17 protein-coding genes, 1 tRNA gene and 1 pseudogene are annotated in these 23,431 nt (G+C 41.7%); 2 read left to right on the top strand and 17 right to left on the bottom strand.

Going from position 1 to position 23,431, the window contains the following annotated elements; genetic code table 11:
* Positions 1–2 precede the first annotated feature (2 nt).
* The 5 genes from HMPREF9441_RS01775 to HMPREF9441_RS01755 form a co-directional block, all read right to left on the bottom strand.
* Positions 3–2,609 carry a zinc-dependent metalloprotease gene (locus HMPREF9441_RS01775; RefSeq protein WP_008617305.1) on the bottom strand — a complete coding sequence of 869 codons (2,607 nt, stop codon included), beginning with the start codon at positions 2,607–2,609 and terminating at the stop codon, positions 3–5.
* Between the two features lie 137 nt (positions 2,610–2,746).
* On the bottom strand, positions 2,747–3,940 hold the full coding sequence (locus HMPREF9441_RS01770) for a pyridoxal phosphate-dependent aminotransferase (protein ID WP_039864788.1): 1,194 nt from the start codon (positions 3,938–3,940) through the stop codon (positions 2,747–2,749).
* A gap of 137 nt (positions 3,941–4,077) precedes the next feature.
* Positions 4,078–4,791: a Bax inhibitor-1/YccA family protein gene (locus tag HMPREF9441_RS01765; RefSeq protein WP_008617303.1), complete on the bottom strand. Its 714-nt coding sequence runs from the start codon at positions 4,789–4,791 to the stop codon at positions 4,078–4,080.
* A gap of 25 nt (positions 4,792–4,816) precedes the next feature.
* Entirely contained in the window at positions 4,817–6,031 is a 1,215-nt protein-coding gene (locus HMPREF9441_RS01760) for a bifunctional 3,4-dihydroxy-2-butanone-4-phosphate synthase/GTP cyclohydrolase II (RefSeq protein WP_008617302.1), read from the bottom strand.
* Between the two features lie 14 nt (positions 6,032–6,045).
* Positions 6,046–7,947 carry an LptF/LptG family permease gene (locus tag HMPREF9441_RS01755; RefSeq protein WP_008617301.1) on the bottom strand — a complete coding sequence of 634 codons (1,902 nt, stop codon included), beginning with the start codon at positions 7,945–7,947 and terminating at the stop codon, positions 6,046–6,048.
* Between the two features lie 278 nt (positions 7,948–8,225).
* On the opposite strand from HMPREF9441_RS01755, the gene HMPREF9441_RS01750 reads away from it, so the two are divergent.
* Together HMPREF9441_RS01750 and HMPREF9441_RS18985 are read left to right on the top strand one after the other, a co-directional pair.
* Positions 8,226–8,299, top strand: a tRNA-Met gene (locus HMPREF9441_RS01750).
* A 129-nt stretch (positions 8,300–8,428) separates the two neighbouring features.
* Positions 8,429–8,784 (top strand): annotated as a pseudogene (locus HMPREF9441_RS18985) (helix-turn-helix domain-containing protein).
* 436 nt (positions 8,785–9,220) lie between these two features.
* Here the strand turns inward: HMPREF9441_RS18985 and HMPREF9441_RS01740 are convergent.
* The 12 genes from HMPREF9441_RS01740 to HMPREF9441_RS01685 all read right to left on the bottom strand — a co-directional run bounded on the left by HMPREF9441_RS01740 (position 9,221) and on the right by HMPREF9441_RS01685 (position 23,210).
* A complete protein-coding gene (locus HMPREF9441_RS01740; RefSeq protein WP_008617297.1) occupies positions 9,221–11,530 on the bottom strand; it encodes a DEAD/DEAH box helicase in 2,310 nt (769 codons plus the stop codon).
* A gap of 158 nt (positions 11,531–11,688) precedes the next feature.
* Positions 11,689–12,564: an Rpn family recombination-promoting nuclease/putative transposase gene (locus tag HMPREF9441_RS01735; RefSeq protein WP_008617296.1), complete on the bottom strand. Its 876-nt coding sequence runs from the start codon at positions 12,562–12,564 to the stop codon at positions 11,689–11,691.
* A gap of 80 nt (positions 12,565–12,644) precedes the next feature.
* On the bottom strand, positions 12,645–13,367 hold the full coding sequence (locus HMPREF9441_RS01730; protein WP_008617295.1) for a WecB/TagA/CpsF family glycosyltransferase: 723 nt from the start codon (positions 13,365–13,367) through the stop codon (positions 12,645–12,647).
* A gap of 167 nt (positions 13,368–13,534) precedes the next feature.
* Entirely contained in the window at positions 13,535–14,548 is a 1,014-nt protein-coding gene (locus tag HMPREF9441_RS01725) for an NAD-dependent epimerase/dehydratase family protein (protein ID WP_008617294.1), read from the bottom strand.
* 15 nt (positions 14,549–14,563) lie between these two features.
* Positions 14,564–15,667, bottom strand: coding sequence for a glycosyltransferase family 4 protein (locus HMPREF9441_RS01720; RefSeq protein ID WP_008617293.1), 1,104 nt, complete (start codon positions 15,665–15,667; stop codon positions 14,564–14,566).
* 1 nt (position 15,668) lies between these two features.
* A complete protein-coding gene (locus tag HMPREF9441_RS01715; protein WP_008617292.1) occupies positions 15,669–16,928 on the bottom strand; it encodes a Coenzyme F420 hydrogenase/dehydrogenase, beta subunit C-terminal domain in 1,260 nt (419 codons plus the stop codon).
* Positions 16,925–18,070, bottom strand: coding sequence for a polysaccharide pyruvyl transferase family protein (locus HMPREF9441_RS01710; protein ID WP_008617291.1), 1,146 nt, complete (start codon positions 18,068–18,070; stop codon positions 16,925–16,927). The genes HMPREF9441_RS01715 and HMPREF9441_RS01710 overlap by 4 nt, the downstream gene beginning before the upstream one ends.
* A gap of 79 nt (positions 18,071–18,149) precedes the next feature.
* Positions 18,150–19,160: an NAD-dependent epimerase/dehydratase family protein gene (locus tag HMPREF9441_RS01705; protein ID WP_008617290.1), complete on the bottom strand. Its 1,011-nt coding sequence runs from the start codon at positions 19,158–19,160 to the stop codon at positions 18,150–18,152.
* A gap of 23 nt (positions 19,161–19,183) precedes the next feature.
* Positions 19,184–19,912 (bottom strand): IspD/TarI family cytidylyltransferase, encoded by a 729-nt coding sequence (locus HMPREF9441_RS01700; protein WP_008617289.1) that lies wholly within the window; start codon positions 19,910–19,912, stop codon positions 19,184–19,186.
* A gap of 15 nt (positions 19,913–19,927) precedes the next feature.
* Entirely contained in the window at positions 19,928–20,983 is a 1,056-nt protein-coding gene (locus tag HMPREF9441_RS01695) for a glycosyltransferase family 2 protein (RefSeq protein ID WP_008617288.1), read from the bottom strand.
* A 12-nt stretch (positions 20,984–20,995) separates the two neighbouring features.
* On the bottom strand, positions 20,996–22,054 hold the full coding sequence (locus HMPREF9441_RS01690) for an EpsG family protein (protein ID WP_008617287.1): 1,059 nt from the start codon (positions 22,052–22,054) through the stop codon (positions 20,996–20,998).
* A 1-nt stretch (position 22,055) separates the two neighbouring features.
* Positions 22,056–23,210, bottom strand: a complete 1,155-nt coding sequence (locus HMPREF9441_RS01685; RefSeq protein ID WP_008617286.1) for a CDP-glycerol--glycerophosphate glycerophosphotransferase — start codon at positions 23,208–23,210, stop codon at positions 22,056–22,058.
* Positions 23,211–23,431: the final 221 nt, after the last annotated feature.

Raw genomic sequence — 23,431 nt, 5'->3', positions numbered from 1 at the left:
TTTTATTTAGTCAACCCGAGTGCCGTTTGGATACGCAGGATCATGTCCTCGTAATGGAAACGGGTGGCAGGGTCGGAAATGTTTCGTTTGTTTTTCAGCAATTGTAAGATGCTCATCAACTCTCCGCGTTTGACACTGATGGCGTCGCTGACACGGTTGATTTGCGTACTATACATGTCGATGAGGCGGGCATTGCGATTATCGCCGTTCATGGCAGAAGAGCATCCGTGGGCGTTGCACGGCAAGGCCGTGGTATTCAAAGCCGGCAGGGGGGCGTGGAGGCGTTTGTTGATTTTCACACCTTCCTCTTCGGCGGCCGCCGTGATAAGTGCATCGACGAACGACTTTTGCAGGTTTCGGGTCATTACGTCGAGCTTCTTGCCTGCCATGGTGGGCTTGAATATGTGTTTGTGCAACATGTCTACCATTTCCACGGGGGTAAAGGCTTTCTCGCCGTTCTGAAATTCATTTTCAAACATGCGAACCATACGTTTGTTGTCCAGCAAGTCCCACAACAAGTAGTTCAGCGTGTTCTTGTACATGGCGTTAGGGCTTTGTTCCAACGTGCCGAGCGGAGTTTCTTTCAGTATGTAAGTGTAGTCGGAAACAGAGGTGTCGAACAACCAGGCCGGATAGGTGATATACTGATCGAGCAGGAACTGTACGGCTTCTTTCTGTTTTTCCTTTTCCACAAAAGTATAAGTCTTTTGGCCGTCGCCGACCTCTGTGCTTTCCAAATAGATTCCACCCACATTGGCCATGACATGATAAGGATAGAGTCCCCATTGGAAGACGGCTCCGGCGTAGAGCTTGGCCGCATTTTTATAGGTCTGCCCTTCTTCGCCGGTGGTAGTCCATTCAACGATTTCCGGTACGATACGTTTCAGGTTCTCTATACCGTAGCCAGCCGATTTCATGGCGTTGTCGCCTAAGTCTTCGCTGAGGGAACGTGGGTCTACAGCTTCGCGTGGAGATTGCTCTTCCCCGTATTTGTATATTTTCTCCGTATGGCTGTCCAACAGCGCACGGAGCTGTCTTTTTTCCGTTTCCTCGTCCGGATACCAACGATATCCCCATTCGATGGCAAAGCGGTCGTAGGGACCGATGTGTGGGGAGACGTAAGGTACGTGGTCTTCCGGTTGGGCCACGTAGTTGAAGCGGGCATAGTCCATGATGGAAGATGCTGTGCCGCCTACTCGCGACATGAATTCGGGAGAACGCAAGGAATCGGTCGGGTAGGCCCAGGATGCAATCATGTTATGCTTGAGACCCAAAGAATGCCCTACTTCATGGCAAGCTACGAAACGGGCGGCATCTCCCATCAGGCTGTCGGGCAGTTCCGGATTCCGTACGGCTGAATTGACAGCCCCGGTCTGTACAACAATCCATTCGCGCAATAAAGATACGACGTTGTGCCACCAGATGATGTCGGCTTCGATGATTTCGCCTGTACGCGGGTCGATGACCGACGGCCCCATGGCATTGGACTTGTCCGAAGCTGCATAGGTGAATAAGGAATATTTCAAATCGTCTCCTTCTGCAGCCATACTGTCGGTATATTCTTCCACACGCACGGCATCCTTGAAACCGGCTTGTTCAAAAGCCGTGTTCCAATCCAGAATACCTTTGCGGATGTAGGGGCGCAGTTGCTTCGGTGTAGCCGGGTCGATATAGAATGTAATCGGTTTTTTCGGAGAGGTCAGTTCGCCGCGTAAATAAGCGGCTTCGTCTGATGGTTCCAAACGCCAACGTGTGATGTAGCGGCGGGTTTCAAGTTCTTGTTGACGGTCTGAGTAGCTGAGGCGGTGGGTCGTGAAATATCCGACCTTTCTGCTCTCTTTGCGTCCTCTCATCGGAGTTTCGGGCAAGAGGCTGAGCGATGAACTGACCACTACGGTCACGTTTACTTTGCTCATGCCTTCCCTTACGATGGTAGTCAGTTCCGAAGTGGCCGTGATATTGCTTTCAAATGCCTTGATGTCCAGGATGCGGGAGAGGTCGGCATTGGCAGACGTTCCGAGATTGATGTTGTTGAATACGTCGTTGAGCCCGGTTTGCTTCCCGTTGAACAATTCGTCGATTTTAACCACTACGGTACTGGAGTCCGGTGCTACGGCCTCTATTTTCAAACTGGCGATAAGCGGATTGATATAGTTGTCTGCTACAGACGAGGCTAAAGCATCCGTGACAGGAACTTCAGGAGTGAGACGTTGCTGGCGGATACATAATTTTTTTCCTTCGCGTTGCCATTCGAAAGTGACGACTTGGTTCTCATAATTGATACCCTTGTTCACTCCGGCCTCATTCAATTCCAAAGGCACTTTCTGCAAGCGGTTGGTAACCAGAAATTCACGTCCTAACAGTCGGGTCGGGAACTCCAGATAGAAACTGCCGTTTTTCTTTATGATATTGGCAATTCCTTTGAGGGCAACCGAGTCTCTTCCCGTCAGCTTTTTATAATCAGATGCAACCGAGTCTTTGGGCTCTGCTTTCTTTCTGTTTTTTGCCAGGAGGGGAAAAATGCCTGTATTTACAGATGCGATAGAGGATTCCGCTATCGTTGTCATAGCGAAAGAAAACAGGCTTATCCATATTATGTTTTTTCTCATTCCTTGTGTTCTATATAATACTTATAATTATGTCTTAATCCAAAATACTATTCGTTTTTTATGTAAAAAGAAAAGTACCCCGACAGTGTTTTCCGACGAGATACTTTGCATTAGATTATTTAAAGACGTACTTCTTTTTATCTCAGTCGGGCCAGGGTTTCTTTAATCCGTTTCATGGCCTCGACAATGTTTTCGTCACTGGTGGCATAGCTCATACGGAAGCATTCGGGGGATCCGAAAGCGTCGCCACCCACTGTAGCTACATGTCCCACTTCAAGCAGGTACATGGCAAAGTCGGTGGAGTTGTTGATTACACGTTCACCGTCTTTCTTACCGAAATACGAACTGCACTTGGGGAACAGATAGAATGCGCCTTCCGGGTTGTTCACTTCCAATCCGGGAATTTCTTTAGCCAATTTGACAATCAGGTTTTTACGGCGTTCAAAAGCCTGGCGCATGTCTTCTACGCATTGCTGTGAACCCGTATAAGCGGCTTCGGCAGCCTTTTGCGAAACGGAGCAAGGGCCACTGGTGTATTGGCCTTGTAGCTTGTTACAGCCTTTTACGATCCATTCGGGAGCGGCAATGAAACCGATTCTCCATCCCGTCATGGCGTATGCCTTCGATACTCCGTTGACGATGACTACGCGGTCTTTTATTTCTGCGAATTGGGCAATGCTTTCATGTTTGCCGATATAATTGATGTGCTCATAAATTTCGTCGGCAATGACTATCACGCGCTCATGTTGTGCGAGGATGCGAGCCAGACCGGCCAACTCTTCTTTGGAATATACCGAACCCGTAGGATTGCTGGGGGAACAGAGAATCAGCGCACGTGTTTTCGGCGTGATAGCTGCTTCCAACTGTTCGGGCGTAATCTTGAAATCTTGTTCTATGCCTGCTTCTACAATGACGGGTTCTCCTTCGGCCAATTTGACCATTTGGGGATAGCTGACCCAATAAGGAGCCGGAATGATCACTTCATCACCGGCATTGACTAATGCCATGATGGCATTACATACAGATTGTTTGGCTCCGTTGGAACAAAGAATCTGCGCCGGTGCATAGTCCAAGCCGTTTTCGTTTTTCAGTTTGGCAGAGATGGCTTCGCGCAGTGCAGGATAGCCCGGTACGGGAGAATAGCGTGAATAATTCTCTTCTACGGCTTTGATGGCAGCCGCTTTGATATGATCCGGAGTGTTGAAATCCGGTTCGCCGACACTTAAATTGATTACATCTACACCTTGTGCTTTCAGCTCGCTGCTTTTTTGAGACATAGCTAAAGTTGCAGAGGGAGAAAGTCTGTTCAAACGGTCTGATAGTTGATTCATATATGTTTCTTAATTTATTGATTCTCGTGGCTTGATGTTGCAAAGTTAGGCAATTCTGCGGATATGTGCTACACTTTTAACTCCTTTTCGATGAAAAAGGTGTCTTTTTGGTGAAAAATCAATCTTATTCCCTGCTGTTATTTTCTTTTTCCAAGGATTTTCAGTAGTTGGAGAAACAAATTCAGGAAATCCAGATACAAAGTGAAACTACCCATTAAAGCCAACTTTTGTGTGCTTTCGTCCAGTCCCATTCCATGCTCACGCAACATGACCTTGATTTTTTGGGTATCGTATGCCGTCAGTCCGACAAAAACGAGCACAAGGGCATACGTGATACCCCAGTCGAGCGTAGTGCTGGCTATAAACCAGTTCGCTATGGTTGCGATGATAAGTCCGATGAGTGCCATGATGAGATATGTTCCCATTTTGCTTAAGTCTTTATGAGTGAAATATCCTACTAAGGACATAGCTCCGAATGTACCGGCAGTGACGAAGAAAGTAGAAGCGATGGAACCTATTTCGTATACCAGAAAAATGGTAGATAGCGTAGCTCCGGTAAGGATGGAATACAGAATAAACAATAGAGAGGCATTGGTGAATGACAATTTGCTGACACGGCCTATCAGGGTAAAGGCTACGACGAGTTCGGCAATGATAAGTCCGAGGAACACGGCCTGATTCCCCAATATGAATTGCATCAGTGTGGCATTGCCTGCCACGCATGCGGCTGTCAGTCCGGTAATGGCCAAAGCGAATGTCATCCACCGATAGACATTACGCATGAGTTTGGAAAACACGGAAGCCTGTTCCGTCTCTTTCGGGTTATAAGCATATATGTTTTTAGTTTCCATTATGTTGTTGTTTTTGAGAGTTGGGTTATTTATTGAAATGCAATGTGTGTCCCATACGTTCTTTTTTGGTTCGCATATATTTTTCGTCGTAGGGGGTGACCGGAACTTCGATGGGCACATTTTCCACGATTTCGAGTCCGTAGGCCTCCAAACCTACACGTTTGACCGGATTGTTCGTCAACAGGCGCATTTTATGTACGCCCAATTCATGCAGGATTTGAGCTCCGACACCGTATTCGCGTTCATCAGGCAAGAAACCGAGATGTACGTTGGCATCTACGGTATCCATACCTTCTTCTTGCAGTTTATAGGCTTTCATCTTGTTGAAAAGGCCTATGCCACGCCCTTCTTGGTTCATGTAGAGGATAACGCCCTTTCCAGCCTCTTCTATCATGCGCATGGATTTATGGAGTTGTGCTCCGCAATCGCAACGCTGGCTGCCGAATATGTCTCCGGTGACGCACGAGGAATGTACACGCACTAAAATCGGTTCGTCCGGTTCCCATTCTCCTTTGATAAGTGCCACGTGTTCCAGCCCGTTGCTGGTCTGGCGGAAAGTAATGTCGCGGAAGTGCCCGTAGTCGGTAGGCATGTCTACTTCCGGGCCGCGTTCCACCATGGACTCTTGTTTGAGCCGATAGGCAATTAAGTCGCGTATGGCTATGATTTTGATTCCGAAGCGTGCGGACACCTTTTGTAATTCAGGCATGCGGGCCATGGTACCGTCCGGATTCAGGATTTCGATGAGGGCAGCAGCCGGTTGCAAGCCGGCCAGACGTGCCAGATCGACAGCAGCTTCTGTATGTCCGGCACGGCGCAGTACGCCTTTGTCTTGCGCATACAGCGGGTTGATATGCCCTGGGCGGCCAAAAGTTTCCGGACGGGAAGACGGGTCGGCCAATGCGCGGATGGTGGCAGCCCTGTCATGCGCGGAAACTCCGGTGGTACAGCCTTCCAGTTTGTCTATGGTTATGGTGAAAGGGGTTCCTAAGATAGAAGTATTGGTGCTGACCTGATGAGGTAAGTCCAGTTCTTCACTACGTGAAATGGTAATCGGTGCACAGAGCACGCCTCTTCCTTCCTGAAGCATGAAATTTACTTTTTCAGGCGTAATCATTTCCGCAGCCGTGATGAAGTCACCTTCATTCTCACGGTCTTCGTCGTCCACTACTATTACGAACTTGCCTTCTTTGAAGTCGGCAACGGCTTCTTCTATTGTATTCAGTTTGAATGTATCCATGACTTTATGATGTTTTATTCGATTTCAGATATCTTCTCGATTCGTTCGGCGATAAACGCGCTGTATTTTTTTATTTGTTGTATATCCTTGTAAAGACGCAACCTGTATCGCCAAATCCGGAAATAAAAGAATATGCCCACAGGGAATATGATGCCTAATACCATATTCCACTTATAATTATGGAACGGGCGCGTATGTGCATGTGTAGACACGATAGGAAGTTTGTTCAAAGCATCCAAGATTGCCGCGTCCCGACTGTTGGACAGTATGGTGATGAGGTTTTCCATTTTTCGGCTCAGGCTGATAACCTCATGGTCGTCTATATTATGGAAGAAAATGTGCAGGTAGTTGGGCGGCAGACGTAACCGGCTCTTTTGTGCATATGCTTGCCATTCTTGCGACAAGGCCATGAGTTCCGTTTTTACAACGGGATAATCAGGGTCGTGTATGATGACTTCTTTACGGGCGATATGACGGGATATGCGGAGTCCCAGAATCTTGCGTATCACATTGATATATGCTTCGATATTGAATACGGCTGAATCTTTATTGGCTTTGTAAGTCAGGAAAATGCCGATAGGGCAGAGCACCATAGAGCTAAGCCATTCGCCGAACCAGGGAACCCATTCTCCGCTTTTTGCCATTTTTTCTCCTGACACGTTGATGATATAATAGAAGATGAAAATGGTGACGGATATGACAACCGGTACACCCAAACCTCCTTTGCGGATGATGGCTCCAAGAGGGGCGCCGATAAAGAAGAAGAACAGGCAGGCTAATGAGAGTGTGAATTTCTTGTGCCATTCCACCCAGTGTGTCCGGGTGGACTGGTCTATATCTTTCGAAATCAAACCGCGAAACTCATATTCATTAGTAGCCACCGTGCTTTTTTGCATGGCATTCCGTAAAATACTCTGTTGTTGGCTGACGGTCAGTTGGCTGTACAGAGTGTCGAAGTTCAACGTCTGTCGGGCAATCTTGGTCGAGTCTTGTGAAGCAATGTTTACTTTTCTCCGATAAGTCGTGTTCTGCAAGTAGGCAAAAAGCGAGCGGCCGATACTGTCGCTTTTATGTGCCAAAGAATCGAGTCCGGTTTCAATTTCCCGCAAATTCTTGGTTTGTGCGCTTCCGCTGAATACGTTGGCATCCATCATGTTGAAATTGTTATCGAACGGAATCAGATCGGTCTCTTGGATGAATGTCTCCCGCATATAAGGAACGTTGGCACGAGCCATCATGTTGCCTTGGGCTTGCATGTTGCGAAAACGTTCTCCGGCGTACATAGTCAGCATCAGATGCTTTTCGTCTGCTGTCGTTTTGAGTTCAGCAGAGTCGGCCAATACGATTTGCGCATCTTCATACCCGTCGGTCGTACTATAAATCATGACTCCGTAGAGCATACCGTTTTCCTTTCCTTTCTTCTCCACGAAAATGTTGTATCCAGGAATCTCACTGTAGAAAATACCTTCTGGGATTTCCAACTCAGGCGACTTCTGCTTCATGGAGTAAATGAGTGTATAGAACTTCTTTTGCGCCTCAGGTCCGGTTACGTTTTGAAAATAAAATGAACCGATACAAAGCAGGATGTTGAAAATGATAATGGGTTGCAGTATACGGATGAGCGGAATGCCTGCAGCTTTCATGGAAAGCAGTTCGAAACGCTCACCGAGGTTACCGAAAGTAATGAGTGAGGCTAATAGAATAGCCAGAGGCAAGGACATGGGAATCAAAGTCAATCCCGCATAGTAGAAGAAATGGGCTAAAACATCCAAAGTCAAACCTTTACCAATCAGTTCGTCTACATAACGCCACATGAATTGCATCATGAAAATGAAAAGGCAGATGAAAAACGTGCCGACAAAGAGTAAAGAATAGGCTTTGAATACGAATATGTCTATTTTCTTAATGAACTTCATCCCATTGTTGTTCGTACGAATCAACGGACAAAGTTAGTATAAAAAAATATTGTAGCCTTATATTTTAGATGTTTTTATGGAACAGTGTCCTATAAAAGAGCCTTTTCGGTGGCTTCTATAAGTTGGTTAGACTTTGCCATAATGAGAGAAAACAGGATAGAATCCGATGTGCAAGGTACTTTTTAAAAAGACTGTTTGAGGATAAAATGAAAAAAAGTGGAGTTTTCTTTTGGTGGAATGAAAATAATGCGTACCTTTGCAACCGCAAACGAAAGGATGGCGGGATAGCTCAGCTGGTTAGAGCGCATGATTCATAATCATGAGGTCCCCGGTTCAATCCCGGGTCCCGCTACAAAGCGTAAAAGCTTAGATATAAGGCATTTGAGAGGCTTCCACTCTTGAGTGTCTTTTTTATTTTTACGGGCATTTGCACAGATTTTGCACGAAATATAATTTGATAGATGCAAAAACGTATGGGCGTATGGTAAGGATTCAGAACGAAACAACTTATAAGGCAGCAATGGAAAGAATTGAAGAACTTCTGCCATTGACTGACGGCAATGTACCATTGACAGACAAGAACCTGATAGAATTAGATTTATTGTCTAAACTTGTATCGGAATATGAAGATGAACATTATCCGATAAAGACTCCTTCATTGGTAAATGTGATGAAACTTCGTATGTATGAAATGGGTATTAATTAAGTTAAATTCTCGGAGTAAGTCTTTCACGTGTCAGCGACTACTTGACAGGCCATTGCGAGCCTACTTTGAAAGTGTCTCGTGATATTAGCAGAAAACTCAATATCAATACGAATATAGTGCTTGGGAAATAGAATGGAATAGCCTTAAAATAACTATTTGCATAGATTCTCCTTCTCCTCCCTCCTTACGTTTCTCCAAGAGTTTTAAAAATAGTCTTCATCTTTCAGGTGCTATGGTAAGTCTTTCATTACGTATATGTTACGTCCTGAAGGATGTTTCGGGCATCTTTCAGCTTGGCTTCATTTCGTTCGGCTGAGAATGGAAAAACGTTTGGCTGAGATTGAAAAATCGTTCGCTTGAGATTGAAAAAACGCTTGGCTGAGAACTTTTTACCACTTTCCGCCATGAAAGGGCGCTGAAAGATGGGCTTTTTATCCTTTAGTTTATAATACGCCGTATGACAGTCGCTTGTTGTGCACCCTGAAAGATGAAGGCTCTTTCTGTAAGAATCTTGTGTAGGGGAGAATGCCTGAACCGCAATCTGTTTCCTGCTGTTCCTTAACCATTTTATTGTAATTTCACTGTTTTCGTTTTTCCCGGTATGATGGTCAGGCGGGCCGTACCGTTTTCTTTTATCTCCACGTTTATATATCGTGCTTCAACTACGACCTTGCCATCCAGCATGATGACGCCCCATTGGCGAGGATTACCTTCAAAGGCACAGTAGTTGCCTACCGGCGTTTGAAGGTTACGATAAACCGGTGGGACAATTACCTTGTCTCCTTGTTTCAATCCCCATTTCAGTCCTGATTTGAAAGGTTCTGCATGTTGAATCCTGTTTAATCGTTCTTTACGTCGTTGGATTTTTTCCCGTTTTTCTATGTTTTTCCGTTGAGAGGCGCGTTGGGCAGCCTCGACTTTCAGGCGAGGTATAACTACATCAAAGTTTTCTTCTTCCGTTTGGGGCTTTTCGCGTGCGATGTATTGCTTGCCTTCTCCTTCTTTGACGAGATAATATTTACCTTCATGGTCCTCAACGATTATACTACCGTCTGGCAACATTCCGCAAAAATGATAATAGGTTTCGTAATCGTCAGCGAGCAGGCATACACTGTCATACCCCGATGTGTCATCTTCCTTGTCTACTTGCCTGCATTGGGGTATAGTAAGAAAATCATAAAATCTCAGGCAGAAACCGTGTTGGCACACCTGTTGCAGGCTCATATTTGATTCTTTCTTGTACAAAATCTTCGTCCGGCTGTAGCAGATACCGTCAACCTCCAGCATCTGCACTTTTCCGAAAATTTGCACCTTAGGTCTTTGCTTGTATGACTTTCCGCTCCTCAGATCGATATAGGACATTTTGCCTCTGTTGTCTGTAACAGCAAGGAGCTTGTCCTTCAGAAACTTCAGTTTCTTGAAACGTCCCAACTGCATCTTTATTTCGCCGGTTTCGTTTACGATACCCACAGACCAGTTTTTGAAACGTACGGCAGCAAAACCGTCATCTGTGTCGAATACCGAGACATACTGTGGGAGAGCTGTTATTTTATTTCCGTGTTTCAGCCCGTACAAACCGCTTGTCCTGTCTTTAAAAACATTCAGAGTCTCATGATTAGGGCGATTCTCCAAGCAGTCTTTTACACAGGTCAAATAATTCGGAAGCCGGTCGTGGGTCATTACCAGTTCAAGGGTATCATTGGGACGTATGGTATCATTTGCCGTTAAGTTTCCGGCAGCACAATAGTATCCTGTTTCGATGCAATGGGTATGACCCTTGCCTGCTAATCGTCCTTCGAACATGGCCTGCCAGTCACGGTTTGCAATGGGCAGACCGAACATGCGGTAGAGTCCCACATTGTCTATCAGCATACAATATTCTTTACCCTTGCTCTTCCTCAAACCGCGTCCCACCTGCTGTAGGTATTTGGCCAACGAAAGGGTGGGGCGTGCCATTTGTACGAACTCAATGTCCGGACAATCGAACCCTTCGCTGAATACATCCACATTGACCAGAATCTGTATCCGCCCCTGTTTGAAATCCTCCACGAATTGTTTTCTTCGCGAAGCAGGTGTCTTGCTGTCTATCGCCACGGCATTCATTCCATGCTTGCTGTAGTAAGAAGCGATGTTTCGGGCATGTCCGATGCTGATGGCATAGACGATGCCTTTCTTTCCGTCGGCATAATGCCTGACACTCTCGTACAACCTTTCGATAGTCGGCCTTTTGTTGAGTACGGCATTCATCTCCTTGATTTGGAAGTCGCCGTCCCAACTTCGCTTACTCAGGCTGTCAATCAGCTTTTGGTCGTCGCTGTCCGGTTTGATGGAAGCATAGTCGAAAACTGAAAGCCACCCCTCGCTGATGAAGTCGGCAATACTGTCTGAAGTGACCAGCGTATCGAACAAGTCCGTGAATCCTTTGCGGTTCAGTCGGCACGGTGTGGCTGTCATGCCCAATTTCTTGGCATGGGGGTATCGCGCCCAAAGTTCCTTATAGCTTTCAGCCAAGGCATGATGGGCTTCGTCGATGACAATCAGTGCCGGTGCATTGTGGATGTCATTCCAGTGGCGTGACAACCATTGGATAGACATCGCCCTTACCTGGCCGTTCTCCTTACGGATACCATATCGTGCGACGGTGTTTTCTATTTGCTCTACCAATTCACGCCGGTGGGCGATAATCCAGACGCACTGTTCCGGTTCCGCGCTCAAGAGATCATAAATGACGGATGCCAACAGATGGGTTTTCCCCGTACCTGTCGGCATCTGTACCATGACACAGGCATGGTTGCGCCACGCATCGAAGACACGTCGCTTGATGTTTTTTTGATAGTCTCTTAACGAAAGTTCTTTTCCCAATTTGTTCTTGAACATGGGAAATGAAAGCGAAATAAAAAGAATAATGGAATTATAAAGAAGCCGCCTGGCTGGCGGTTTCTTTTTAGGGAAATACTTTAAAAATCAGTTCCGGTTTTTAAAGTATTTAATGAGTAGATGATTATTAGTTGGAAAACAGGCCGAAAGTATTGCCGTTAGACAGAAGCTATATCGTCAGGCGACAATCCGGTTAACTCGGTAATTTCAACTATTGTATAACCTTTCTGTTTCAATTTGCGCGCAATTTCAGAAGCTTTGTTTTGTTCGCCGATGTTTATGCCTTCTGCTCTGCCTTCTGCACGTCCTTCCGCTCGCTCTGTGTAAATGTTGTCGCGCAGAATCACGATGTTGTCCAGATGCCGGTAGTAAGCATTCCGTTCACCTTGTGTCATGTTGTCCACTTTCAATCGCTCGCGAACCTCTGCCAATCCCGGTGCATGCGCCGTATCCGAGATATTTCCCGTATTCAAATAATATATCCATTCTTCCAACGGCGTTTTGGCCACTTTGTTGAAATCGTTCACTTTCAAGATATAATATTCGGGGTAGAGTTGGCTTACCTCGTCCACATTAAAGGTCTGGCGTTGAAACGGAGTCAACTCCAGTAAGTCATTTTCGTGGATGCCACGGAATTCAGTTTTTCCGTGATAGACAAAGTCCTTGCCATGCCCCAAAGAGAAATAAACGATATTCACGCTGTACACCTTGCGTACCTTTTCGTAACTTTCTCCACGGTTGATATACTGTGTTACCAATTTGGAAGTTCCGAACAACATGCGTTGGAAATAGGCATATTCATTGTTGTTTTGCACTTCGATGAGAATCAGTTCGCCACGGGAGTTCACCGCAAGCATGTCCACCCGGTTGTATTTGTCGAACTCCTCTTCCTGATTACTTTCGCTTTCCAAGAGGTCGCGGATGGTGATATTCTCACCTAACAGAGTGGTGAGTAATCCCTCAAGCACGCTGAAATTGGCCTTGTTGCGCAATAAGCGTTTCATAGCCCAGTCAAAACGGATATAGTTAGCCATGACTCATCGATTTTAAATATTGCAACCTGTTTTTGCAAAGGTAGAAAATCTTTGCGGCAAAGCAATATGTTTTGTGTTTTTTATGCCATTTTCTCTTTTCCTATGTTCCAAAGGAAAAGAGGATTACCTATAATATATCTGCGCCACATGCGGTGTGGTTCTTTTATCAGGCGGTAAAGCCATTCCAACGAATGCTCCTGCCACCATTCGGGGGCACGTTGGTAAGTGCCGGCAAAGAAGTCGAATACGGCACCGATAGTTCCCACATGGCAATGAATGTCCAGTTCATGCCAATGAGTATAAGTCCATTTTTCTTGCTTGGGAGCCGTCATCCCTATCCAAAGCAAATCAGGGTTCGCACGGTTGATGGCCTCGATAATAGCGCGGTTATCCTCCTTGCTGAACTCCGGCTTGTAGGGAGGTGAATACGTTTCCACCGCGATGTTGGGATAATCTACAGCGGCCCTTTCTTTTATCAGGTTCAGCACTTTCGGGCTGCTTCCCATGAAGAAACATTTCCCGCCCTTACTGTTCAGTTTGTTCATTTCGAATACGAACAAATCCCATCCGGTAATCCTTTCTTCCGGCCGCGATTTTGCCTTGAGCCATTTGCATGCCTTTACGATGCTTGCCCCATCGGGAATCAGCACGTCGCCTTTCATCAGTGCCTCGGCAAATGCCTTGTCTTTCAAGGCTGTGTTGTAAGAATGCGCGTTGATGGTGTTTATTAGAAGTTTGCCTTCAGGCAACACTGAAAGAGCCTCCTTGCTTTCAAGGATGCTTAATGTTTTCAGTTTTAACATAAATAAGTAAAATGATTGTCTTTGTGACTAAAAGCGAAATATTAATGCCGCAATGGAAAGAAGTTTGATGTCTAAACTGAGGGTATTATATAAGGAAATTGATCTTGGAGCAATTCCCTTATAGTACAAATTGCAATTCAAATCTGATTTTTAGAGTACCCAGAAGCTTATATGCTCTTATTTTTCCAATATTCAAAATACTGTGCACCTTCGCTTCTAAGCCAGTCTATAGTTTCTTTTACATTTTTCTCATAACTTTGTTCAAAGGCACCGAAAGTAGAGATTGTTACGTTGCTTGGGGCATAGAAATCTTCTATCATGTTTCGATAGCGCATGGAGTATAACGGGAAGTTTATGCCAAAGAGCCTGATGATATTGCCGATGAGGGCACCTATGTAAAAGAAACATTTAGGCATACGTTTCAGCGATTTACCTGTTATTTCTTTTGAAAGAGTATTAAGCCAAACGTATGAATCTATAGGCATGTCTCCTAAATAGTATGTTTTGCGATTGGACAATTCGTCAGGTGCATTTATGATTGCGTCAAGCTGTTTTACTAAGTTGCCGACGTATGAATATGTTCTTATTACCGGCTTACGTCCAGGGTGTACGTAGAGTCCTTTGGCTATCATCTTCCACAATTCATTGGGGTAACGCATGTGCCACGGTCCCCAGACATTGCATGGGCGAAATATAGTCCACTTACATTTCATACCGGATTTACGGATATACTCTTCGTCCATTTTCTTGCTGATACCATATACGGTGTGTGGTGCATAGTCGTCATCTTTCATGCCAAAAGGAACAGTCTTGTCTTTATATACATACTGTGTTGAGGCAAAAAGGGCATGTTTTACATAATCATGTTTCTTTATCTCGTTTACTACGTTTTCTGTTCCTTCAGTGTTTTCTATGTAGTCTTCCAACTTGTCGCTTAATGTGTCGGTTCGCGCCGCGAGGTGGATAACAATGGTGGGTTTGTATTTGTCAAAAGCGTCTGCAAGCTGTTTCTTGCTCATTATGTTGCCTTCATGCCAGTATTGTTGTTGGCTTTTCTTGGTCGCGGGGGCTTTATCGTAATTTACAAAACGATATCCTTTGGACTCAAATAATTCTATCAAGTTTGTTCCAATGAAACCTGATGCTCCCGTAATCAATATGAAATCATCTTTTGTTACCATTGCCTTATATCTGTTTTAAATATTTGTCATTGCAAGTTCCATGTTATGTAAGTATTTGGAAACTTCGTATTTTTCTGTGAACATTCGTCGGCTTTCCTTGGCCATTGAAGCAAGCTTTTTCCTGTCATCATATAGTTCCATCAATGCTTCTGTGATTTGGCTGTGGTTTTTTATGTCTACGATGTACCCGTTCTTTCTGTTTTCGATTACACTTTGAATTCCTCTCCAACGCGAAGCAATCAATGGCATTTGGTACATCATGCCTTCTAACAGGACAATGCCGAATGATTCAGATGAAAAGAAACTGGGAAAGCAGAATACATCGGCTTCAAGGAACATCTGACTTTTGGCATCTCCTGTTACTATGCCCCTGTAATCTACCTTGTCTTCCAGTTTGTATTCTTTTACTTTTGCCCAAAAATACTTTTCGTATTCAGCCGTTTCAAACCTGCCTGCAAAGATGAATCTTACATCCCGGTTGGTCTTATTGATGGCATTTACAGCATCAAGTATGTATCCTTCACCTTTAGTCGAATTCAGAAGCCCCAAGAACATTACGGTCAGGTATGGAGTTGCGCCATATTTTAAACGTGCTTCCCCTTTGTTTAAGTCTGGTATCCCTAATGGGATAATCTTGGTTTGCAGGCTTCGTAAGTATTCCGAATCCTTTGGATTGTGTTCACTACTGGTTATGCCTAATGTGGGGCGTTTTAATATTTCGTAGCACATATTTTTTATTAAAGTGTTGTATTTGGGTAGTTCTTCGGAAATGCCGGCAGCGTGGAAGTGGTAGATGGTTTTTTTAAATAGAAACCGTGTGCAGCCAAGAATTATCACATCTCGTAATAAGGCAACTTTTGGGCTGCTGCTAATAGGGTAATATAGGGAGTGAATGTTGTGTTTGAATCGTAATCGCCATACATTGTATATAATAGTGCATAAATGTGTTAGCTTATACAAGTTGATTTTTCCTCGGTCATTGAATTCGCGCGAGAAGCACATTCTGACATGAAACAATTCCATGTTGGAATAGGTTCCATCAAGCATGTACTTTATCATCATAGCTTGGCCTCCGTATGGTGGAGGTGTTTGGCCTACTACAAGTATCTTTTTCTTCATTTCAATCTTTGTTTTTGTCTAAGGCTCTTACGATGAACCATAATATCCTTTGGCTACCGATTTTTCTCATAATACATTTGGATAATTCTGTTACGAGGTTTTTCAGGGAAATACGTGCAGTCGGGGTGGAGTCATAGATGGGATTTCTTTTTCCTACAAGCTTGCGTAACATGAAATTAGTCTTTACTCCACCTCCTTTTTTAAAGGATATGGTATAAGTTTGTGATGAGACAAGGGTTTGGGCTGATATCTCATCGAGCATTATGTAACCTTCTTTATGGCATTCCTGCAAAAGCTTATCCCAATATGATGAACGTGTTATTATAGAGTTTGTACCTATTTGATCGTTACTATACGGTTTTATATGAATATCTCCAAAGCTTATGTCTGCCAATTCTCCTAATTGGTCGATGCATAATGAACATCTGCTATTTGCGAAAAAACTATGGGTACCGAACCAATAGCTCATATACGGGACTTTTTTAATGGTATTGCCATTTTTATCTGTAAATTTCATAAATCCCATGCAGCCATCGTCGCGAAAAGAGAATTTTCCAACATCGTTTTTGTTGACCTTGTATCTGTATAAATAATAGTCCAATGAATGCCTTGTTTTGTTTACAGAGCAATATATGGCGGCAAAAACAGCTATTTTGTCATGTATCAGCCTGTTTTTTTCAGCCAGTTTCCTCATTCCTTGTATGTGGCATGGCAGACCTACCATTGCTAATCTTTTTAAATCAGTATTGAGTATTTCGGTAACGACCTTGTCCATTGAAGTTACTACATACTTTGAGCTTTTGCTATCATGGATTTCTTCTGCGTTTTTAGCTATAAACGGTTTCGCTTCGAAAGGATTCTCTTCGCTATATCCAACTACGACCGCACCATCTATCAGCTTTTTCTCAAGCAGATATGTCAGGAATTGTGTTACCATTCCACCTGTGGCAGCATGATAACGTAAATCTTCATTAGTGCTATGTCCAACGTATGTTTTTAGGTAATGTCCAATATATAAGTTCTTATTAATGCCGTTTTCTTTATTAAAAAGTTTTTTTGATAAACTGTTTATATTACATCCTTTTCCTGGACAAATTTTATAGCAAACTCCGCAGTTAACGCACAATTTAACGTTTACAGTGGGAATGTTGCGTTCTTTACCGTAAATGAATGAGATTGCTTTTTTTGCGCAAGCACCTATACAAATTCCGCAACTCGTACATAGGCCGTTATGTACAACCCAACTTACATTCTTTTTCATACTTTTAATGCGTTTTTCAGATATTCTATTGACGATTGACGGAATGCCGCCAGTTTGGAATCAATATCGTCAAAATTAATTTTTTGCACTTGATTGAAATAGTCCATTGATGGTTGGTTTGGAACTTTACGATCGGAAAGGTTTACGATGGTGAGTAATGAATCTATGCGTGACGTCGTAGGCTTACCTCTTCTATTCTCAAAGCGGTTAAACGTGTAAAAATTATTATGGAATAGCAATGAAAATACTGTGGCATGGAAAGAGTCTGTCATTACGTATTCTGCATTTTTGATAAGATAAAGGAATTCGGAAGGGCCAATATCGTATGGTGCATAATCAGTATACGATTCATCGTTAGGAATGTATTCGTCTATGTGTAGTAAACCTATTACCTTTAATCCCCGTTCACTTGCGAATTGTTTTACGATAAGACGTTGGCTTGGGTTGTCGCCAATAAAATAACAGAATACATATTTGCTTTCAAATTTGACTTTATCGCTCAAATATGGCAGCCAATCCGTGCTTGATAATAAAATTGTGGGATCGCATACCCATTGTGCATTCTTGCCTGTAAGGCGTTTTATTAGTTTTACACCGGATTCTTCCCTGCATGAAAGATAGTTAAATCGTGAAATGAATTTCTTGTAAGATTTTCTGTGTGATTTAGGCAGGGATGAAACACCGAAACTTGGAGCATATGCTACTTTGTTTACTTCTGTAGGAACAAAACTCAAAGTGAAGAAATCCATATACAGGTTCATTGGATGCCATACTTGGTCACTTCCCAAAAGTATCGTCCCGTAGCTTTTAGAAATATTTGTGAGTTCTTTCTTATTGGTACATGCTTTCGAGAAGAAGAGTTCTTTATCTACAAACTTTTTAAATGTGGTGAAACGCAATTTTAACTTGTTTCTTCCCTTGCGAAACCTTAATGTCATTATGAAATACTTGAAAAGCATTTTTAGACGACTAACCGCATATTCTTTGTTTCGCAGCCTAAATATTTTTTTTGATTTTGGTTCGTGGTACTTTATTATCTCCGTGTCATATCCCATCTTCCTAACCACAATCTGCAGTGCAAATGTTTGAAGTATGCTGCCGAAGTTATGGTTTGTAACGGTGACTATTCCTATTTTTTTCATACGAGAATATTTATGGTACGCGTTTTTTGTTTTAGCATTATAGCTGAGGGCAAACCTCAAACTTGGGTGCTTGTTATGTTTATTTTAGCCATGCGATAAGCCTTTCGAACATTTGCGTCAAATTATAGTTTGGAGACCAACCTAAATTCATTAATTTATCTGTTGAAAGATGGAGTTTTGTCGTGGGGGCATACCCCATTTCCGGATGTAATTCTATTCGTATTTTATTCTTTGGGGAAAACTGTAAACATAAATTTGCCATATCCCGAATAGAAATATAAGTATCAGGGTTGGCCACGTTATATGCTTCTCCATTTTTTCCTTTTAGTAAGATATATAAGATGGCTGATATACAGTCTGTTGTATAACAATATGGTTTAGCTGATTCTCCTGTGGTATGCAATATTATGTCATTCCCTCCAATCACACTTTTTGCAAACTGGGCAAAAACACGATTGTCATCTTTAGATATTCCTGCTCCGAAAGTCTGAGTCAATCGGGCAATTTTCACATTTACTCCATACTCTTGTGCGTATATTGTACAGAGATACTCCGTAGCACGTTTTCCCATTGGATAGGAATTGCGTGGGTTCATCATGTCTATGTAGCCTTGAGTATTCTCCATTATAATGTGATCATCTAATATTTGTCCATAGTATTCCAATGATGAGACATACACCATTCCTTTTACGCTATTTTCTTTTATATAATTCAATATTTTTTTTGTGCTATCAAAGGCAAATTCGTAGGTTTCTACAGGATGTTTCATCATATAACTTCCTGATGTCGGACTTGCACAATGAATAATATAGTCGAAACCTTTCGGAATGTTTATAAAGAACTCTCCTAATTCACATTCTATAAGATTTATTTTTTCAGTTTCTTCTCTTAATATATTTTTTGCTTTAGTCTTATTTCGTACAGGACAGGTTATTTCAATGTTTTTGTTAAGTGATAGTAAGCATCTTACAAGTATAGAACCAATCAAACCGGTAGCTCCTGTTACCAAAAATTTCTTTCCAATCAGTCTTTCTGCTAACTTGAATGTTAAAGCAAAATTCTTAATATCTTCTTCTAATATTTTTTGCATTCTTTTTCTCCGTTTCCATCTTGTTAAAAACCAAATATCTGTTGGTTTTCGTGTACTTGTATCATTGCTCGAAAAATGAAATAATCAGTTGGCGTTGTAATCTTTATATTTTCTATTGGACCTATTATCAATCCAAGTTTATAACCGTAGTAATTCATCATTGAACAACTATCAATGAAATTTGTATGATTCTCATTTAGCGATTTGCGATGTGCTTTTATGATATCTTTTAAATAGAATGATTGTGGTGCACGAGCTATTAGGCAATCCGAACGTTTTGGTATTAATAAATCTCCATCTCCCTTATTGATGATAAAAGTTTCAATAGTAGGTATGCACGTAATACAACTACCGCATTCCTTTACTTTAGTGATATTATCCGTGATGGTTTGTTCTGTAATCAATGGACGAACGCCATCGTGTATTAATACAATAGGATTTTCATCCTCCTTTCCATGGACAAATGTTTCGGCTTCCATCAGACCTTTATAAATAGACTCTTGTCCTGATTTGCCTCCTGATACTATATTGATAACCTTATTTATTTCGAACTTCTTTATCATTTTCTTTAAGAATGGAATCCATTCTTCCACACATGCTACGATAATTCCGTCTATATCAGCATGGTTATCAAATAATTCTAAAGTATAAATAATAATAGGTTTTCCATTTAATTCAAGGAACTGTTTAGGACGGGATACGGTATTCATGCGTGAACCAATACCTCCTGCGAAAATAATAGCAATATTCATTTTTTTTGATTAAGTTTATTTGGACTTCTTTTCATTCCACATTCTTATTATTCTATCTTTTATATATATGATATTGTGCTTGTTCATCAAAAGCGAAATGTTTTTTAGTGATTTTAGAATGATTTTTATTCTCAGATTGCCTTTTAAGACAAGCCCTGAGGTCATAAGAATTGCCAGTTTCCTTTGGTTAATCCATGCCTCAATTTCGTGTAAACAATCTATCTCAACTGTATTTTCCATGTGGCAAAATGCCTTTTTGCTTTCATCAAGTAGGTTAAATGCCAAATCAATATTAGATAAGTCTCCGATGCATCTTTTATGCATGATGCACATTGCTGTTTCTTTCTCGGCAACAAGTCCAACATATTTTTTTAATGAATTGATAAGGAGCGTTAAATGATTTTGTGATGCTTCATTGCCGTGGGTATGGCATACACTTGACTCATTATCTCGATAATAGAGCATAAAGTTCGGTATCATAGCTCCTTTTGCGCCTGTATGAAACATTCTGTTCCATAGTTCGTAGGCTTCGATGTGAAAAAACTCATTGCAATTCCTATATTTATATTTTCTGATGGCATCTGCCCGAAACATGCATGCAGGATGGCAAATGGAAGGTTCGAACATGGATACAAATTTACAGGCTTTAGGAAGGGTCACACAAAAATAACTAGATCTGCCAAGGAACTTCCCGTCCATATTTATATTGTAAGGATAGCAACTTACTACTGATAAATCCGGATGCATTTCCAGAAATTTCACTTCTTCTTCAAAACGATTAGGTAATGAAATGTCATCTGCATCCATGCGTGCTATGTATTTTCCCCGCGCAAGTTCTATTCCTTTATTGAGAGTCTTGATAAGTTTCAGGTTCTGTCTGTTTTTTACATAACGGATACGTGCGTCGGTGTAAGACAATGCTATTTCTTCAGTTTTATCTGTACTGCCGTCGTTAAGGATTATCAGTTCAAAGTCTTTATAAGTTTGCCTTAAAATGCTGTCTATAGCCTCTCGCAAAAAACGTTCTGCATTATAAGCAGGAAGAATGACAGATATGGTCGGTTGTGGCATCTGTATTTACTTTTATATATTTAGGACATAGGGTATTGTATCTCCATAATTTTTTAATAAATTGTTTATGAAGATAATAGTACAGTATAGTATGATTACTTTTCTGTCAAGTTTTGATTGGTTATACAAATTACATAATGCGACAATTCCTATGATAAACATCCACGATGATAATCTAGTGAATAAAGGGTTCAATGACGATGAGAAATTTAAGTATATCTGTCCTATTATGTAACAGAACACATAAACATCAACTTTGCTAGCTTTATATAGTATGAACAAGGCGAACAACGTATCAAAAGTAAGACGTATAATGGAATATTCTTCAGTGATATTGTCCGCATTCATTGCCGAGTTGAAATATGTGTTTGTCTTGTCGTTTAACAAGAAAAATGTGGTTAAAGGTTGCAAAAGTTGACGAACTACCTGTAGGTAGGTCATAAAGTATGTGAAAATAAGCAGTATGCAAAGATGTGCCTTTTTAACGTTCGTTCGTATGATAGGTATATTGTACAATAGCAGAAAAAACATGATGTATGTGGAATTGTGGAAGAACATTCCTAAGAACAAAATCAGTAAAAACGTCATTATAAATTGTTTCTTTGTGAGATGTCCTATATCCACGTGCGTGGCATACAGCAAAAAGATGCTGATGGCAAAATATTGCCTCATTATGTTGTAACTCTGCGTATAATACCCTAACAAGAATAAGAGTAGTATGAAAAGATTGAAATCACGTGATTTTGATTTGGCAAACTTGTTAAAGCTGATAACATACAGTACGTTCGTCAATCCAATAAAAAGCATTGGATAATCAAATACAGAATTAAATGCTGCAATGAGTAAATTGTAACCGGGTTCAAATACTGTATAAAAATTCCAAGAAGAAGGATCGAATGTGGTATGTTGTATGTTAATGATGTATTTCCTGACATCAACTCCTACTGGTTCTCCTCGTAACAGTCCCATTGATGCCAAGGCAAGGATGATGATCCTGTTCCATAAATTCGCTTTTTTACCACTTTTAGGGGCAATGGATAATATGACGGCGATTATGATATAGATAAGCATCTTACTTGAAATGTTCTACGATTATCTTGCAAACTTCTTCTGTGGCATGGCCGTTCTCAAAAGAACCAAGCGTTTCCAAATGCTTCTTTATTGATAAATCGTAAGCTTTTTGATTAAAATTCTCTATGTTCTCTGCCAACTCCTTATTGTTCTTTGATATACTCAATCCCCACTCTTTTATAGGAACATAAAAATCGCGTTTATTTTTGTAATCATCCAAATCAGGGACATAAAGGAATATTTTGTCTTTTGCCAACATGGCATCCCACAAACAAGATGAGTAGTCTGTTATTAATATGCTGCTCGCAGAAATCAATTCCTGCATGTCAGGATAGTTTGAAGCGGAAATTACATGGTGCTTTACTTCTTTTTCATCCAAAAACTGGTGGCTTCTGTATAAGACTTTCCATAAGCCGCCAAACCTCTTCGACAAACACTGGGTCAACTGCTCAAAAGCCAACTTGCTGTCATATAATTTACCTATTTCCCTGTAAGTGGGGGCATACAGGCAAAGTCTTACATCTGCATCAAGTTGGAAATGCTTGTATACTTTTTCTTTAATGCCACTTTGGTCTTTGAAAAAAATATCATTGCGTGGCAGTCCTGCTTCAATGATGTCTTTCTGAAAAAGGAAACTTTCTTTTATAACTTTTTTTGAAAAGGCATTACACGATGAAAGGAAATGAGTCGCTCTTGCAAAACTGTTTTTCATTTTCATTACATAAAATTTATCATGCTCTTTGGACGCATTCTGTAAACCGCATCTTTTATAGCAACCACCTCCATGCCAGGTATTGATATATAACTGTGATTTACGTGTAGGCAAAGTAGGCATTTCGCCCATATTGGTGATGTAGGCAGAACAAACTAATCGATAGTAAATATACTGTAAGGATCTGTTCTTGATGGTCTTTATGCCTCTTTCCGTCAAGAACTCAAATTGTTGTGGATTCTGAAACGCCCAGACAATCGTGGTTCCGTTAAAAGATGGAGAAGATTCTATGTGTTCTGAAATATACTTGGGATTACAAGAATATTGTTTCCCATTGAAGCTTATGAACAGAATCGTCCTCTTTTTGATGGGGATTATGAATAAAACCTTAATAAGATTGGTAAGTAACCACTTGCCATAATAGTCGAGATGTTTTAGTGGCATAATTAAATATTATTTGTAAATCTATCTATTTTATGTACGATATTAGTGTCTGCCATGCAGTTGATGATAGGTGAAAATATCCATCCTCTAAGAAGTTCTACTGACGATGCGCTGATGAATATCATTAATGAATAAACGATGAAATAGAACAGGAATAGATACCATTCTTGTTTTAAAGACAGTGGAGTCCACTGATTGTATATATAGTTGTATAGGAAGTG

The organism is Paraprevotella clara YIT 11840, from assembly GCF_000233955.1.
GTDB classification, from domain to species: domain Bacteria; phylum Bacteroidota; class Bacteroidia; order Bacteroidales; family Bacteroidaceae; genus Paraprevotella; species Paraprevotella clara.
Note: the sequence above shows the minus strand (reverse complement) of the source record. Positions and strands in the feature narration are given on the sequence as shown.

What these genes read in the sequence shown, in the direction of transcription:
- HMPREF9441_RS01775 (WP_008617305.1), bottom strand. Translation starts at nt 2,609, where the DNA reads ATGAGAAAAAACATAATATGGATAAGCCTGTTTTCTTTCGCTATGACA.
- HMPREF9441_RS01770 (WP_039864788.1), bottom strand. Translation starts at nt 3,940, where the DNA reads ATGAATCAACTATCAGACCGTTTGAACAGACTTTCTCCCTCTGCAACT.
- HMPREF9441_RS01765 (WP_008617303.1), bottom strand. Translation starts at nt 4,791, where the DNA reads ATGGAAACTAAAAACATATATGCTTATAACCCGAAAGAGACGGAACAG.
- HMPREF9441_RS01760 (WP_008617302.1), bottom strand. Translation starts at nt 6,031, where the DNA reads ATGGATACATTCAAACTGAATACAATAGAAGAAGCCGTTGCCGACTTC.
- HMPREF9441_RS01755 (WP_008617301.1), bottom strand. Translation starts at nt 7,947, where the DNA reads ATGAAGTTCATTAAGAAAATAGACATATTCGTATTCAAAGCCTATTCT.
- HMPREF9441_RS01740 (WP_008617297.1), bottom strand. Translation starts at nt 11,530, where the DNA reads ATGTTCAAGAACAAATTGGGAAAAGAACTTTCGTTAAGAGACTATCAA.
- HMPREF9441_RS01735 (WP_008617296.1), bottom strand. Translation starts at nt 12,564, where the DNA reads ATGGCTAACTATATCCGTTTTGACTGGGCTATGAAACGCTTATTGCGC.
- HMPREF9441_RS01730 (WP_008617295.1), bottom strand. Translation starts at nt 13,367, where the DNA reads ATGTTAAAACTGAAAACATTAAGCATCCTTGAAAGCAAGGAGGCTCTT.
- HMPREF9441_RS01725 (WP_008617294.1), bottom strand. Translation starts at nt 14,548, where the DNA reads ATGGTAACAAAAGATGATTTCATATTGATTACGGGAGCATCAGGTTTC.
- HMPREF9441_RS01720 (WP_008617293.1), bottom strand. Translation starts at nt 15,667, where the DNA reads ATGAAGAAAAAGATACTTGTAGTAGGCCAAACACCTCCACCATACGGA.
- HMPREF9441_RS01715 (WP_008617292.1), bottom strand. Translation starts at nt 16,928, where the DNA reads ATGAAAAAGAATGTAAGTTGGGTTGTACATAACGGCCTATGTACGAGT.
- HMPREF9441_RS01710 (WP_008617291.1), bottom strand. Translation starts at nt 18,070, where the DNA reads ATGAAAAAAATAGGAATAGTCACCGTTACAAACCATAACTTCGGCAGC.
- HMPREF9441_RS01705 (WP_008617290.1), bottom strand. Translation starts at nt 19,160, where the DNA reads ATGCAAAAAATATTAGAAGAAGATATTAAGAATTTTGCTTTAACATTC.
- HMPREF9441_RS01700 (WP_008617289.1), bottom strand. Translation starts at nt 19,912, where the DNA reads ATGAATATTGCTATTATTTTCGCAGGAGGTATTGGTTCACGCATGAAT.
- HMPREF9441_RS01695 (WP_008617288.1), bottom strand. Translation starts at nt 20,983, where the DNA reads ATGCCACAACCGACCATATCTGTCATTCTTCCTGCTTATAATGCAGAA.
- HMPREF9441_RS01690 (WP_008617287.1), bottom strand. Translation starts at nt 22,054, where the DNA reads ATGCTTATCTATATCATAATCGCCGTCATATTATCCATTGCCCCTAAA.
- HMPREF9441_RS01685 (WP_008617286.1), bottom strand. Translation starts at nt 23,210, where the DNA reads ATGCCACTAAAACATCTCGACTATTATGGCAAGTGGTTACTTACCAAT.